General features: G+C 70.6%; 11 protein-coding genes. 6 read left to right on the top strand and 5 right to left on the bottom strand.

All coding sequences use genetic code 11. The features are described from left to right. Together LX16_RS11555 and LX16_RS11550 are read left to right on the top strand one after the other, a co-directional pair. Window positions 1-366: an ArsR/SmtB family transcription factor gene (locus LX16_RS11555; RefSeq protein WP_147137961.1), complete on the top strand. Its 366-nt coding sequence runs from the start codon at window positions 1-3 to the stop codon at window positions 364-366. 185 nt (window positions 367-551) lie between these two features. After that, window positions 552-1,472: a substrate-binding domain-containing protein gene (locus LX16_RS11550; RefSeq protein WP_147137958.1), complete on the top strand. Its 921-nt coding sequence runs from the start codon at window positions 552-554 to the stop codon at window positions 1,470-1,472. A gap of 252 nt (window positions 1,473-1,724) precedes the next feature. Here LX16_RS11550 and LX16_RS11545 read toward each other — a convergent pair whose 3' ends face one another. The 3 genes from LX16_RS11545 to LX16_RS11535 all read right to left on the bottom strand — a co-directional run bounded on the left by LX16_RS11545 (window position 1,725) and on the right by LX16_RS11535 (window position 5,425). Then, window positions 1,725-2,876, bottom strand: coding sequence for an acyl-CoA dehydrogenase family protein (locus LX16_RS11545; protein ID WP_147137955.1), 1,152 nt, complete (start codon window positions 2,874-2,876; stop codon window positions 1,725-1,727). 16 nt (window positions 2,877-2,892) lie between these two features. Further along, entirely contained in the window at window positions 2,893-4,407 is a 1,515-nt protein-coding gene (locus LX16_RS11540) for an acyl-CoA carboxylase subunit beta (RefSeq protein WP_211354465.1), read from the bottom strand. Window positions 4,408-4,657: 250 nt separating this feature from the next. Next, complete coding sequence (locus LX16_RS11535; protein ID WP_147137952.1) at window positions 4,658-5,425, bottom strand: hypothetical protein; 768 nt, start codon at window positions 5,423-5,425, stop codon at window positions 4,658-4,660. A gap of 500 nt (window positions 5,426-5,925) precedes the next feature. On the opposite strand from LX16_RS11535, the gene LX16_RS11530 reads away from it, so the two are divergent. Both LX16_RS11530 and LX16_RS11525 read left to right on the top strand, forming a co-directional pair. Continuing rightward, on the top strand, window positions 5,926-6,699 hold the full coding sequence (locus tag LX16_RS11530) for a deoxyribonuclease IV (RefSeq protein WP_147137949.1): 774 nt from the start codon (window positions 5,926-5,928) through the stop codon (window positions 6,697-6,699). Further along, window positions 6,696-8,555, top strand: coding sequence for a hypothetical protein (locus LX16_RS11525; RefSeq protein WP_147137946.1), 1,860 nt, complete (start codon window positions 6,696-6,698; stop codon window positions 8,553-8,555). The genes LX16_RS11530 and LX16_RS11525 overlap by 4 nt, the downstream gene beginning before the upstream one ends. Here the strand turns inward: LX16_RS11525 and LX16_RS11520 are convergent. Continuing rightward, complete coding sequence (locus LX16_RS11520; RefSeq protein ID WP_147137943.1) at window positions 8,518-10,032, bottom strand: glycosyltransferase family 87 protein; 1,515 nt, start codon at window positions 10,030-10,032, stop codon at window positions 8,518-8,520. The two genes, LX16_RS11525 and LX16_RS11520, sit on opposite strands and share 38 nt — an antisense overlap. A gap of 250 nt (window positions 10,033-10,282) precedes the next feature. Here LX16_RS11520 and LX16_RS11515 point away from each other — a divergent pair, with 250 nt between their 5' ends. Further along, complete coding sequence (locus LX16_RS11515; protein ID WP_147137940.1) at window positions 10,283-10,627, top strand: hypothetical protein; 345 nt, start codon at window positions 10,283-10,285, stop codon at window positions 10,625-10,627. Between the two features lie 94 nt (window positions 10,628-10,721). Here the strand turns inward: LX16_RS11515 and LX16_RS11510 are convergent, their stop codons facing one another. Beyond that, window positions 10,722-14,312: a hydantoinase B/oxoprolinase family protein gene (locus tag LX16_RS11510; RefSeq protein WP_147137937.1), complete on the bottom strand. Its 3,591-nt coding sequence runs from the start codon at window positions 14,310-14,312 to the stop codon at window positions 10,722-10,724. A 104-nt stretch (window positions 14,313-14,416) separates the two neighbouring features. Here LX16_RS11510 and LX16_RS11505 point away from each other — a divergent pair, with 104 nt between their 5' ends. Beyond that, window positions 14,417-14,728, top strand: coding sequence for a DUF6458 family protein (locus LX16_RS11505; protein WP_147137934.1), 312 nt, complete (start codon window positions 14,417-14,419; stop codon window positions 14,726-14,728). The last annotated feature ends 166 nt before the right edge of the window (window positions 14,729-14,894 follow it).

The raw sequence follows: 14,894 nt of genomic DNA, 5'->3' as shown, positions 1-14,894 counted from the left end.
ATCGTGGTCCGCGTACTCGCTGATACCACAACTCCCGCGTCCCCGGTCGGCGGTGAGCCGCTGCCCCGCCGTGACGCGGAGCGAATCGCCGGAGTGCTCAAGGCTCTGGCCGACCCGAACCGGCTCCGGCTGATCAGCCTGATCCAGTCGACCGAAGGCGGCGAAGCCTGCGTCTGCGAACTGACCGAGCCACTCGGTCTGTCGCAGCCCACCATCAGCCACCACCTGCGGATCCTGACCGAGGCGGGACTCGTCGAACGCGACAAGCGCGGCGTGTGGGCGTACTTCCGCATCGTCCCGGAGACCCTCAACGCCGTCGCGGACCTGCTGACCCCGCCGAAGCGCCGCGGCCGCCGCCGCAGCTGAACCCGCGGCCCGCCTCGGCGGGCGACGCCCGCGACCTCCGGTGAGACCGTGACGATCCGACCGGTTTCGCCCTCCCCCTTCGGGATCCGGGTGCACTCCGGCACCGCCGGACGACTCCCCGCGGGCGGTTCTCCGCCCGGTCGCGCACGACGCGCGACGACGGGAGAACCCTTAGAATCGACACCGTGACGCGACGACACCGTAGGCCCGCGAGGCTGACGCCACGGGCACGCCGCGCCCTACTGGGTACGGCGATGGTCGCGGTGCTCGCACCCGTCGCCGGAGTCGCACTCGCCTCGGCGATCGGGGACGTCAACGAGTGCCGCGAGACGGTGACGGTACACGTGGCGGCGGCACCCGAGATCGCGCCCGTCCTCCGGCAGCACGCCGCCACCTGGGCCGCCGAGGCCCGGCCCACCGACGGCACCTGCGTCACCGCCGAGGTGACCACCGTGGAGTCCGCACAGACGGCGGCGGCCTTCGCCGCCGCCGCCGGAGCCGACGTCGATCTGGCCGACACGCCCGCCGCACCCGGTGACCTGCCCGACGTCTGGGTACCGGAGTCGTTGACCTGGCCCGCCAGGCTCGCCGGGGAGGGCGTCTCGCCGTTCGACGCCCGTATGGACCCGGTCGCCGCCGGCCCGCTCGGCCTGGCCGTCCCCGAGGGACGGTGGGAACTCGCCGCGGAGGGTATGGCCTTGGGCGACACCACCGTCGCGCTGCAAGACCCGCGGATCGACGCCGCGTCACTGGCGTTGCTCATGACCGCGCGGTCCGCCGGGGCGTCGCCCCGGTACGACGCCGGCGGCGCCGTACCGATGTCGGCGGCCGGCGTCGCCGCCCACAACACGGCGGAGACCGGCACACCACTGCGCCTGGTCTCGCCGTCGCCGGCGATGCCGTTGTTCGAGTACCCCTACGTGACGACCGCCGACCGATCACCGATGGTCCACAGGGGAGTGGACATCTTCCGGTCGTCGCTGCTCACCGACTCCTTCGCGGCCCTGCTGCCGGCGTTCGGGCTCCGGCTCGCCGGACCGTACCCGTCCATGCCGGACCCCGCCGAGATCCAGGCCGCGATCGACGACTGGCACGGACGCGGTTAGCGGCGGTCTTCGGTCCTCGTTCGTCGCGAGCGGTGTCCAATCGAGTGCATTCGCAAGGCGGAGGACGTCCTGCCTACCGGTGTTGTACATAGGATCTTTCGACAACGCCGCGAGGCGCCGACCGGGCGACGCGCAGCAGAACACCAGGACCGAAGGCAGCCTCTCAGGGGCCGGCCCGCACGGGTCGATCCGCGCAGGCCGCCACTACTGCGACGTCCGTCCGGGACGGGCGCGGTACGTGACCCGGTGGGCTCAGCCCACGCCCAGGTCACGGGCGATGAGCATCCGCTGGATCTCGCTGGTGCCCTCCCCGATCTCCAGGATCTTGGTGTCACGCCACATCCGGGCCACCGGCGTCTCGTTCATGAACCCGTACCCGCCGAAGACCTGCGTCGCCGCCCGCGCGTTGTCGACGGCCGCGTTCGAGGCGTGCAGCTTCGCCACCGACGCGTACCGCTTGAAAGGCTGCTCCGCACGCATCCGCGCCGCCGCGTCGTAGTACGCCAACCGTGACGTGTGGGCACGGACCTCCATGTCGGCGATCATGAACTGGATCGCCTGGTTGGTGCCGATCGGACGACCGAACGCCTCCCGCTCACCGGCGTACCGCACCGACTCGTCCACACAACCCTGGGCGAGACCGGTCGCCAGGGCGGCGATCGCGATCCGGCCCTCGTCGAGGATCCGCAGGAACTGCGCGTAACCGCGTCCCCGTTCACCCAGCAGGTTCTCGGCGGGCACCCGGCAGTCGTCGAAGAACAGTTCCCGGGTGTCCGAGGCGCACCAACCGACCTTCGAGTACTTCTGTCCCACGGTGAAACCCGGAGTGCCGTTCGGCACGATGATGCTGGAGATCTCCGGCCGCCCGTCGGCACCGGTACCGGTCACCGCCGTGACCGTCACGAACTCCGTGATGTCGGTCCCGGCGTTGGTGATGAAGCACTTCGCGCCGTTGATCACCCACTCGTCGCCGTCCAGCACCGCCTTCGTCCGGGTGGCACCCGCGTCCGAGCCGCCGCCGGGCTCCGTCAACCCGAACGCGGCCAGCGCCTCGCCCCGGCACAACCGGGGCAGCCAACGCTCCTTCTGCGCGTCGGTGCCGAACCGGTACACCGGCATGGCGCCCAACGACACCGCGGCCTCCACGGTGATCGCCACCGACGAGTCCACCTTGGCCAGTTCCTCCAACGCAAGGCACAGCATGAAGTAGTCGCCGCCCGCGCCGTCGTACTTCTCGGCGAACGGGGCACCGAAGATGCCCATCCTGCCGAGCTCCGCGACCAGGTCGTACGGGAACTCACCGCGCTCGTAGTAGTCGCCGATGACCGGCGCGACCTTCTCGGTCGCGAACTCGGCCACCGCGTCCCGCAGCGCCGTCTCGTCCTCGGTAAGCCGGAAATCCATGGAATCGCTGCCCTCTCTATACGGGTGTGACGCCGTGACGGCGCCGGGAGAACTCACGGTTCTTACCGGCCGCGGCCGCGTACCGTGCGATCAGCTCGTCACGCAGCCGTTCCGGTTCGACGATCGAGTCCACGACGAGTTCGCTCGCCAGCCGCACCACGTCGATGTCGGCCTCGTACTCGCTCCGCTTCGACCGCACGAACTCGTCACGTTCCGACTCGTCCTCGATCGCCGCGATCTTTCGCGCGTACACCGCGTTGACGGCGGCGTCGGCGCCCATGACGGCGATCTTGGCGGTCGGAAGCGCCAGGGTCGCGTCGGGGCCGAAACCCGGCCCGGCCATCGCGTACAGGCCCGCGCCGTACGCCTTCCGGACCACGACGCAGATCTTGGGAACGGTCGCCTCGGAGATGGCGCTGACCATCTTCGCGCCGTGCCGGATGATGCCCTGCTTCTCGACCGCGCTGCCCACCATGAACCCCGGCACGTCCGCCAGGAACAGCAGCGGGATGTTGAACGCGTCGCACAACTGCACGAACCGGGCCGCCTTGTCGCTGGAGTCGACGAACAGCACCCCGCCCTTGAACATCGAGTTGTTGCCGACGACTCCGACCGGCTTGCCCGCCAGCCGCCCGAAACCGGTGACCAGTTCCTTGGCCCACCTGGCGTGGACCTCGAAGAAGTCGCCGTCGTCGAGCAGGCCCTTGACGTACTTGCGCATGTCGAACGCCTGGCGTTCACTGTCGGGCACCATCGCCCGCAGGTCCACCTCCGGCGCCTCACCGGGCTCCGTCACCGGAGGCGCCTGCTCCCAGTTGTCGGGGAGGAACGACAGGTAACGCTTCACCACGGCGAGCGCCTCGTCCTCGTCGGCGCACAGGAAGTGCCCCACGCCCGACTCCGTGCAGTGCACCTTGGCGCCGCCCATGGCCTCCAGAGTGGTCTTCTCGCCGGTGACCATCTCGACCATCCGGTCCGACCCCAGGTACATGGACGCGTTCTTGTCCACCATGGCGACCACGTCGCAGAACGCCGGGATGTAGGCGCCACCGGCCGCGCTCGGCCCGAACAGGGCGCACACCTGCGGAATCGAACCCGAGGCCCGCACCTGGTTGTAGAAGATCCGGCCCGCGCCGCGACGACCGGGGAACAACTCCACCTGGTCGGTGATGCGGGCACCCGCCGAGTCGACGAGGTACACCATGGGCACACCGTTGGCGTAGGCCTGCTCGGTGATCCGGACCATCTTCTCGACCGTCCGGGCACCCCAGGAACCCGCCTTGACGGTGGAGTCGTTGGCCAGCAGGCACACCGGGCGACCCGCGATCCGCGCCGAACCGGTGATGACGCCGTCGGCGGGGAGGTCGCCTGCCAGGGCGTTGCCGAACCGGCCGTCCTCTATGAAGGAGTCCTTGTCGACCAGTCGCAGGATCCGCTCCCGCGCGAACAGTTTGCCCTTGGCGGCGTTGGCCTCGTGGTACTTGGCGGCCCCGCCGGCCTCGATGCGCTCGCTCAAATCCTTGGTGTCCACACCGGCTCCGATTCTCACCCTGCGACTCGCGGCGGCGCACGGCCGGATCGTCCGCGGGTGGGCGGGGACCGGGGGACCGGCCACACCGCCGTGCCGCGACGGACGAGGATGGTCCGCGCCGCCTACTTAACGTGCGTTAAGGGTAGATCACGGCGGCGGTTTGGCCAAGCGGTGGCACGGCGACTCGTCGACGCGCACGAAAACGGGCGGAGCGCCGAGGCGCCCCGCCCGTGAACGATCTCCGCGGGCGTCAGCCGCGCGCGGCGGCCCGCTGCGTCATGAGGGTCCGGATCGCCGCGACGGCGACCCCCACCAGACACACCGTCGCCAGCAACGCGAGCACCCCGGAGGCCCCGGTCTGCTCGATCGTGCTGGAGTCGACCGCCTCCACGTTCGTGGCGGTCTCGTCGGTACCGGCGGTGTCACCGGTGTCGGTGCCGACCGCCTCCTCACCCGAGGACGTACCGTCGTCGTCCTTCTCACCGTCCGGCGCCGGGACCTGGTCCTTCGCGGCCGGATCGGTCGCGTCCAGCGGCGGCTGGTCGCCGTCGTCCGGGACGCCGAGCGCCGAATCGTCACCCGTGCCGGTCGTATCCCCGGTGTCGCCCGTGGACGGCGAACCGTTCCCGTTCGACCCCTGGTCGTCCGAGGTCGCGGGGGCCGCGGTGACCGTGACCGTCACCGTCTCGGCCCGCTCCGACAGCTTCGCCGGGCAGTCCGGTGCCATCAACGCCTCACTGGAGGCGGACAGCGTCGTGGTGTACTCGTCGTCCTCGGGGACCTCTATCTCCTGCTTCCCCAGGAACAACGTCGCGTCGGTCCCGAGGTTGTTGACGAAGGTGACCTCGTCCCCCTCGGTGACGGACAACTCGCTCTTGTCGGGCTTGGACTCGTGCGCGAGTCCGAGACCCACCAGACCGCAGTGGCCGTTGAAGACCACGCTGTCGCCCTCACCCTCGGCGAAGGCGTTACCGCTGGACATCATGCCGACCGTCACGGCCGCGGCGACCGCGGCCATCGACACTCCTGCGACGTAACGGCGCTGCTTCGCGCGGCGGACGGCGGGACGCGGCGCCTGGGGCGGGACGGGCGCGGGTGCCGACTGGACGTGTGGCGGTCGTGGGTACGGACTGGGTCGCCGGCCGCGGGCGCCGGGTTCACGCATGAATGGTTCTCCTACCTACGGTTGTGCCACGTCTACCGGGGGTGTCCAGGGGCCGGCGTGGCCGCTCGTTCCAGTGCCGCTGCACGCCGACCGGTGCCGCACCCGGTCTCATTCGCTCGGTGGCGATCGGATTGAGTTGTGGTCTCTACGGTTAACGACGCGGCACCGTGAGGGTAACGTGTTCGCGGGCGTCAATGTGACATGCAATACCCGGTTTTGCCTGATTTTAAGGAACGGCGGGCCGGGTGTCGCGGACCGTGTCCGGCGACTGACCGAGCGTCCGCCGCCCGGGCGTCGAGTCCCCGGTCACACCGCCACCGGCCGATGACACCCCCGGCAAGTACGCTCGCGTCATGCGCATCGGTTCACACGTCGACTCCGTCGATCCGTTGGCCGCCGCCGGCGAACGGCAGGCCGACGTCGTCCAGTTCTTCCTCGGCGACCCCCAGGGCTGGAAGAAGCCCGAACCCCGGGACGACGCCGCCGCGCTCCGCGCCTCGGACATCGATGTATTCATCCACGCTCCGTACGTCATCAACGTCGCCTCCCCCAACAACCGGATCCGGGTCCCCAGCCGCCGCCTCCTCGTGCAACACGCCCAGGCCGCCGCCGAGGTCGGCGCCGCCGGACTCATCGTCCACGGCGGCCACGTCACCAAGGACGACGACATCGCCGTCGGTTTCGCCAACTGGCGCAAGGCGTTCGAGTACGGCCGGGAACAGGGCGGTTTCCCGGTGCCGATCCTCATCGAGAACACCGCCGGCGGCGACAGGGCGTGCGCCCGCCGCCTCGACGCCCTCGCCCGGTTGTGGGACGCCATCGGCGAGTTCTCACCGGGATTCTGCCTCGACACCTGTCACGCCTTCGCCGGCGGTGAGGAACTGTCCGGCATCGTCGACCGCGTCAAGGCCATCACCGGCCGCATCGACCTCGTCCACGCCAACGACTCACGCGACACCTTCGACTCCGGACGCGACCGCCACGCCAACCTCGGAGCCGGTGCCATCGAACCGGGTGTCATAGCCGATATCATCTCGGCTGCGGGCGGCCCGGCCGTCGTCGAAACCCCCGGCGACGCGCAATCCCAGGCCGCCGACATCGCGTTGATCCGGAAGCTGACGAGATGACCTCACCCGAGGCCGGCACCACCGGCGTCGAAGACCAGGACACCGACCGCGACGACGACGAACGGTGGCAACGGTTCGCCACCGAGACCACCGACCCCGAGGACACGGAACCCGAGGCACCGCCGCGGCGCGTCACCCGCTGGGCCGGTCACGCCGCCCGGATCCTGCGGCACGAATGGACACTCGCCGCCCTCGGCAGCCTCGCGCTGGCCGTCTTCATGACGTGGCCGGCCGCCGCCGACCCCGCGCACACCATCCCCCAGGACCTCGGCGACCCACTCCTCATCACCTATGTGCTCGCCTGGACCGGCCACGCCCTGTGGAACGACCCGTCGGGGATCTGGGACACCTCCTCGTTCTGGCCCGCCGTCGACTCCTACGCCTTCACCGACACGTTCCTCGGTTACGCGCCCGCCGCCCTCATCGGCAGCGGTCACGAGGCGGCCCTGATCCGCTACAACGTCCTGTTCATCCTGGCGTTCGCGCTGGCGTTCCTCGGCTGCTACGCGCTGCTGCGGCAACTGGGCGCCCGCGTCGCCGGTTCGGTCGTCGGCGCGGCGGCCTTCGCGTACGCGCCGTGGAAGCTGGCGCAGGCCGGGCACCTCCAGGTCCTGTCGGTCGGCGGGATCGTCCTGGCCCTGGCGATGCTCGCCCGGGGCCACGGCTGGTCCCTGCGATACGGGTACCGTCGCAACCGCACCCGGTGGGGCTGGGTGCTCGGCGGCTGGCTCGTCGCCGCCTGGCAGGTGAGTATCGGATTCGGCATGGGCGTGCCCTTCGCGTACCTGCTGGCGGGCATCGGGATCGTCGCCGTCGTGTGCTGGGCGGTCTCCGGTTTCCCGCGCGTCCCCTGGCGGATCGTGGCGGCCGACGCGGGCGGCGGCCTGGTGTTCGCCGCCGTCGGACTGCTGCTGGCCATCCCCTACTTCCGGGTCATCGAGGCCCACCCGGAGGCGGTCCGCACCCTCGACTACGTGGACGTCTTCTCGCCCACCTGGTCGAGCTTCCTCATCGCCCCCGGTGAATCGGCCCTGTGGGGGGAGGCCCACGCGCCCGCGCGCGCCGAGATGGTCGCGCCGGTCGAGACCAGCCTGCTCGTCGGGTTCACCCTGCTGTCACTCGCGGTCGTCGGTCTCGTCTGGTCGGTGTGGACGCGGCGGCAACGCTGGTACCTGGCGGCCGGGACGTTCGTGTCGGTGGCCTTGGCGATGGGAACCAACTTCATCGACGACGGCACCTGGGCGTACGCGCTGCTGTTCGAGTACCTGCCCGGCTTCGACGGCCTGCGCACGCCCGGCCGGCTCGTCCTGTACACCACGATCCTCCTGGCGATCCTCGCCGCCGGGACGCTCACCCACCTCGCGGACCGGCTCGACGGCTACGCCAACGAGGACCGGGTCGATCCACGGTGGACCGTCACCGCGCCCGTGCCGCTCCGGCTGGCGGTACTGCTGCCGGTGCTGCTGGTGCTGGCCGAGGGCATGGGCGTCGGCAAGACCGCCCGGCCGGAACCGCCCCCGGTGGCACTGTCCGAACTCGCCGACCCGATACTCGTCCTGCCGTCCGACGGCTGGAACGACACCACCGTGCAGTACTGGAGCGTCGACGGCTTCCCGCAGATCACCAACGGCACGGCGGCCTTCACCCCGACGAGTCAACAGGAGATCCGGGACGACGCCCTGTCGTTCCCCGCGCCACTCAGCGTCGCCGCACTGCGGGAGCAGGGCATCCGGACCGTCGTCATCGTGCGCGACCGGGTCGATGGGACGCCCTGGCAGAACGCGCTCAACACCGCCACCCAGGACCCGACCGTCACCGTCACCGACCTCGGCGCGGTGGTGGTGTTCGCACTGTGACCGACGCCGGGCCGCCCGCGGGAAGCAGCGGCCCGGCGTCCGGGTCGCCCCGGTAGGTCCGCCGTACCACGTCGCGGGCGGGATCGAGGACGTCCCGCACCACCGCGACCACCAGGATCGTCAACGTGACGAACCGCGCGATCGAGGTCATCACGAACACCCACTCCGGGATGACCAGGCCCCACGCCGGAGCCGGTGAGTCCTGGGACTCCGAGACGGTCAACAACTCCGAATAGAAGCCGAAGAAGTACAGCAGCTCCCCGACCTGCCAGACCAGGAACAACCGCCACTTCGGACGGGCCAGCACCGCCAACGGGATCAGCCACAGCACGTACTGCTGCGACCAGACCTTGCCCGTCAACAGGAACGTCGCGACCACGAGGAACACCAACTGCGCCAACCGGGGCGGCTCGGCCGCGAACAACGCCAGCCAGGCGATACCGGAGCAGCACAACACGAACGCCACCAGGTACAGCCAGTTCAACGTGTCGACGTGGTTCAACGTCCCGTACAGCCACCCCTGCGCCGCGCCCAGCCCCTGCAACGCGGAGTCGAGGCCGCCGCCCACCTCCGCGAAGTGCCGCAGGATGTACCAGGAGGTGCCCCAGTCGATGCCGCGTTCGGAGTTCAACTCGAAGAACCGGCGCCAGCCGTCGGGCGCCCACAGCATGAACGGCAGGTTCACGAGCAACCACGTCGCGGCGGCGATCCCGGTCGCCGACAGGGCCGGTCCGAGCCTGCGATGCCGCCACGCCAGCAACAACAGCGGACCGGCGATCAGCAGCGGGTAGAACTTCGCCGCCACCGCGAGCCCCCACAACACCCCGGCGGCCACGACCCGGCCCCGCGCGAAGGCCGCGAGGAAGAAACACGTGAGCCCGACCGCGAGCAGGTCCCAGTTGACGCCGGCCGTCAACAGGACCATCGGCGCGACCGCGAGCATCATGGCGTCGAACGGCCGGCCCGGGCGCATCCGGTACACCGACGCGACGGCGGCCACCCCGAAACCGAGCAGCACGACCGCGCTGAGGTGGTAGTACAGCGTGCCGCCGCCGGCGCCGAGCAGCGCGTGCGACGCGAGGCCGAAGATCCCCATGAAGACGCCGGTCAACGCCGGATACTCCACGGGGTGGTCGAAATAGGGGACCGCGCCCTGGTCGAGCCGTTCGGCTCCCCACAGTGCCCGGATGTCGCTGTAGCAGTACTGGGTGTACTGCTGGAAGTCCGTCCAGCCGCCGTCCGCGCAGGGATACTTCTGCAGCCAGGCCAGGCCCGCCATGATCACCGCGGCCAGCAACACGACCCGGATCGGGATCCAGAACCGTCTACGCGGCGGGTTGCGGCCGTGCCTGCCGAGTGGCCCGCCGATGGCCTGAGACAGGGACCGCACCACACGGTCGGTCCGGGACGGCGCGACGGGACGGCCGTCGTCGGGGCGGGGACGGCCGGTCACGGTGCTTCGGTCGATGGCGGTCATCACGGGTCATCATGCCGTATCGCCACGGCTGCCCACGGTGTACCCGTCTCGCCACCGGTGGTGCGTGGCGGGCGACCGGGCCGCGCCGTGCGGTGGCGGTCGCGGTGCGGCTCCGGGCGGGCGGGTGGCTGTCGGACCGGCTGTCGTGCCGGTCTCGGGTGACCGTGTCGCCGCCGGAGCCCCGGCCGGAAGCGGAAGGGAGGACACTTGCGGGTGCCGGAGCGACCGGCGACGACGAGGTGAGGACCGCATGGCCATGTACGACGACGACTTCGACTGGGGCGACGACGGGTCTACCGGCGACGATCGACCGGCCCCGGCCGCCGGGCGGCGCGGTACGGGCCGCGTCCCGGCTCGCGTTTCCGGCGGCGAACCGGCGGTCCCGCCGGTGGGCGCGGGATGGCGGGTACGCACCGAGGACGACGACGGCAACACCGTCGTCCTGGCGGTCGCGGCGTGGGTGGACGGGGAACCGTGGGTGGTCACCCCCGACCGGCAGGAGATCGACGAGGTCCCCAACGACTACGTCATCCTCCAACCCGGCGAACCCGACGACGCCGACGTGGGGGAGGACGACGACGAGGACGAGGACTGAACCGCCGGCGGCCGGGTGCGGCGGGGGCATGGTGGATTCTCGGCGATACCGCGGCAGTCCACGGCGCCCGAACCGGTATCGCCCGTCTGAATGGTCAGACCTGCGGCGGGCCGTAGCCTCCGCCGCCGGGGGTGTGTAGGACGAACACGTCTCCGGCCGCCACCTCGACCGAGTCGCAGCCCCGGACGGTGGTGGTGCCGCCGTCGGCGTGCGCTATCCACTGGGTACCGAGCGCGCCGGGCTCGCCGCCGGCCATGCCGTACGGCGGCACCTCACGGTGCCCACTGAGGATCGTCACGGTCATCGGCTCGTGGAAACGGATCCGCCGGACCGCGCCGTCACCTCCCCGGTTGGCGCCCGCGCCGCCGCTGCCCCGCCGGATCGAGAACTCCTCCAGCCGCACCGGGAACCGCCACTCCAGCACCTCCGGATCGGTCAGGCGCGAGTTCGTCATGTGGGTCTGGACGACGCTCGTGCCCGGGAAGTCCTCGGCCGCACCGGAACCGGACGCGACGGTCTCGTAGTACTGGTACCGCGCGTTGCCGAAGGTCACGTTGTTCATGGTGCCGCTGCCCTCCGCCTGCACCCCCAGCGCCGCGTACAACGCCCCCACGAGCGCCTGCGAGGTCTCCACGTTCCCGGCGACCACCGCCGCCGGGAACCGCGGCGACAGCATGGAACCGTCCGGGACGACCAGGTCGATCGGTCGCAGGCAACCCGAGTTCAACGGGATCTCGTCGCCCACGAGGGTCCGGAACACGTACAGCACCGCCGCCGTCGTCACGGCACGCGGTGCGTTGAAGTTCCCCGGCAACTGTGGTGAGGTGCCGGTGAAGTCGATGACGGCCCGCCGTGCCGCCGAGTCGATCCGCACCGACACCGCGATGACCTGGCCGCCGTCCATCCGGTACCGGTACTCGCCGTCCCGCAGCGTGTCGACGACCGACCGGACCGCCTCCTCCGCGTTGTCCTGCACGTGCCCCATGTAGGCGCGCACCGTCGCCAGGCCGAACTGCTCCACCAGCCGGCGCAGTTCGGCCACGCCGGTGTGGTTGGCCGCCAACTGCGCCCGCAGGTCCGCCAGGTTGTCGGCCGGGTTCCGCGACGGGTACGGGCCACCGGTAAGCAACCGGTGCATCGCGTCGTGACGCAGCTCCCCGTCACGCGCCAACAGGAAGTCACCGATGAGCACCCCCTCCTCGGTCACCTCGCCGCTGAAAGCGGGCATCGATCCCGGTGTGATGCCGCCGATGTCGGCGTGGTGCCCACGGGACGCGACATGGAACCAGACCCGTTCGCCGCGCGGGTCGAACACCGGCGTCACCACCGTGATGTCGGGCAGATGGGTGCCGCCGGCGTACGGGTTGTTCAGGACGTAGGAGTCGCCGTCGCGCATGGCCTCACCGCGCGCCGCGATGACCGCCTTGATCGACTCGCTCATCGAACCCAGATGCACCGGGATGTGCGGGGCGTTGGCGATGAGTTCACCGTCGGCGTCGAACACCGCGCACGAGAAGTCGAGCCGTTCCTTGATGTTGACGGAGTTCGCGGTCGCCCGCAGCCGGTGCCCCATCTGCTCCGCCACCGACATGAACAGGTTGTTGAACAACTCCAACATGACCGGGTCGACGGCGGTGCCTGCCCCGGTCTCCCGGTCGGCGGAGGCGACCCGCCGCATCACGAGGTCGCCGTCGCCGGTGACCTCGGCACGCCAACCCGGGTCCACGACCGTCGTACCACCGGACTCCGCGATGATGGCCGGACCCGTCACCGCCGCACCCGCGCCCAGCAGGCCCCGCCGGAACAACGGGACGTCACGCCACTCGCCGTGGTGGTACAGCCGCACCGTGTCGGCCGGTTCCGGTGCCGTGCCGCCACTCGGCGGCGACGGCTCACGGATCAGCGCCGCCGCGGGCGACACCGCCTCCACGGCGACCGCCTCGATCACGATGTCCCGTTCCGGCATGAGGAAGGAGAACATCTCGCGGTAGCGGCGGGTGAAGTCGTCACGCATCTCCGCCTCGCCGGTGATCGGCACCGGCACGGTGGTGTCGGTGCCCGCGTACTTCAACAGCGCGGTGAGCCGGACCTCCGCCTCGTCACCGGGCATGCCCTGGTCGGACAGCTCGGTGCGGGCCTCGACGACCAGGCGTTCGGCGGTGTCGGCCGCGGCGGCGAGCCCGTCGTGGTCGAACACCGCCTCCACGGCCATCTCCCGGGTCGCCGTGACGTCCGCCAGCCCCATTCCCACCGCCGACAGGACACCGGAGTGCGGATGGACGAACACCTCGGTGACGCCCAGCTCGTCGGCGACCGCGCACGCGTGCTGCCCGCCCGCGCCGCCGAACGCGGCGAGCGTGTACCGGGTGACGTCGTGCCCGCGCTGTACGGAGATCCGTTTGATGGCCTCGGCCATGTTGGACACCGCGATCCGGCGGAACCCCTCGGCGACCTGTTCGGGGGAACGGCCGTCGCCGATCCGTTCCGCGAGACCGGTGAACCGTTCGGTGACGGTGCCGAGGTCGAGCGGCAGGTCGCCGGACTCCCCGAACACCGCCGGGAAGTGCGCGGGCTGGATCCTGCCCAGCATGAGGTTCGCGTCGGTCACCGTGAGCGGGCCGCCCCGCCGGTACGCGGCCGGACCGGGGACCGCACCGGCCGACTGTGGACCGACCCGGAACCGGGCGCCGTCGTACCGCAGGATCGACCCGCCGCCGGCGGCGACGGTGTGGATGCTCATCATCGGTGCCCGCAACCGGATCCCGGCGACCTGGGTGTCGAGTTCACGCTCGAACTCGCCCGCGTACCGGGACACGTCGGTGGAGGTGCCGCCCATGTCGAAGCCGATGACCCGGGTGATCCCGGCGGCCTCGGCGGTGCGGGCCATCCCCACGATGCCGCCGGCCGGGCCGGACATCACCGCGTCCCTGCCCCGGAAGGCCGCCGCGTCGGTGAGCCCGCCCGAGGACCGCATGAACCACAGCGGCACCCCCGGCAGCTCGGCGGCGACGGCGTCGACGTACCGGCGCAGGATCGGCGACAGGTAGGCGTCGGCGGTCGTGGTGTCGGTGCGGGACACCAGTTTCATGAGCGGGCTGACGTCGTGTGACAGTGAGATCTGGGTGAAGCCGATCCGGTGGGCGATCTCCCCGACGGCGCGTTCGTGACCGGGATGCCGGTAGCCGTGGAGGAGGCACACCGCGACACTGCGGAAGCCGTCGTCGTAGGCGGTGCGGAGGGCGGACTCGACGGCCGCCGCGTCCAGTGGCGTGACCTCGCCGCCGTCCCGGTCTACGCGCGCCGACACCTCGACGGTGGCGGAGTGGAGGACGTCGGGGAGCACGATGTGACGCGCGAAGATGCGCGGCCGGTTCTGGTAGCCGATCCGGGCGGCGTCGCCGAATCCGGTGGTGGTCACCAGGACGGTGGGTTCGCCGTCGCGTTCCAGCAGGGCGTTGGTGGCGACGGTGGTGCCCATTCTGACCAGTGCGATGTCCGCCACCGGGATCGGCGCGGTCGCGGGGACGTCCAGGACGCGACGGATTCCGGCGATCGCGGCGTCCGGGTACGCCTCCGGGTTCTCGGACAGTAGCTTGTGGACGTGCAGTCGCCCGTCGGGGTCGCGGGCGACGACGTCGGTGAACGTGCCACCCCGGTCGATCCAGAACTGCCATCCTCGCGTCATGTGACACATTCTGCCGGTGAGCCGTCCCGTGGTGACGGTGATTCCGCCGACCCGCACGCGAACCGTTCAGCCGGTAGGCTTGAAGCCGCCCACTGTGCACCCCGTTGCCCGCGAAGGAGACGACGACGATGGGACTCGGCGGCAGTATCTTCCTTCTCGTCCTGGGCGCGATCCTGGCGTTCGCGGTACGGCTGGAACCGGAGTGGATCGACCTGGAGACGACCGGTTGGATCTTCATGATCGCCGGAATCGTCGGCATCGTCCTGACCTCCTGGTACGCCAAGCGGAAGCGGCGGCTGCACCAGGAGGTGCACGAGACCTATCAGAACAACAGGTTGGCGCGCCGGGAGGCGGTACGGCGGGCGGACGCCGTGGCCGCGGAGGGGCGTCGTCGTGAAGAGGGCGACGCCGACTGAATTCCGCCGAATGCCATTCGGTTAAGAGACCGTGGCGTACGCCATTACCCGGTGTGCAATTCCGGTGTCGGTAACCGCCGGTTTTTCTCGTCGGCGGGTCTGTGACTCGGCGGGAAAAATATGCGTGCCCAAGGTTCCCGTGCAAGGAATTCATCGGATACACTCG

The sequence above is a fragment of the Stackebrandtia albiflava genome, assembly GCF_007994225.1.
Taxonomy (GTDB): domain Bacteria; phylum Actinomycetota; class Actinomycetes; order Mycobacteriales; family Micromonosporaceae; genus Stackebrandtia; species Stackebrandtia albiflava.
The sequence above is the reverse complement of the archived record's forward strand: the minus strand, read 5'-3'. Positions and strand labels throughout refer to the sequence as shown.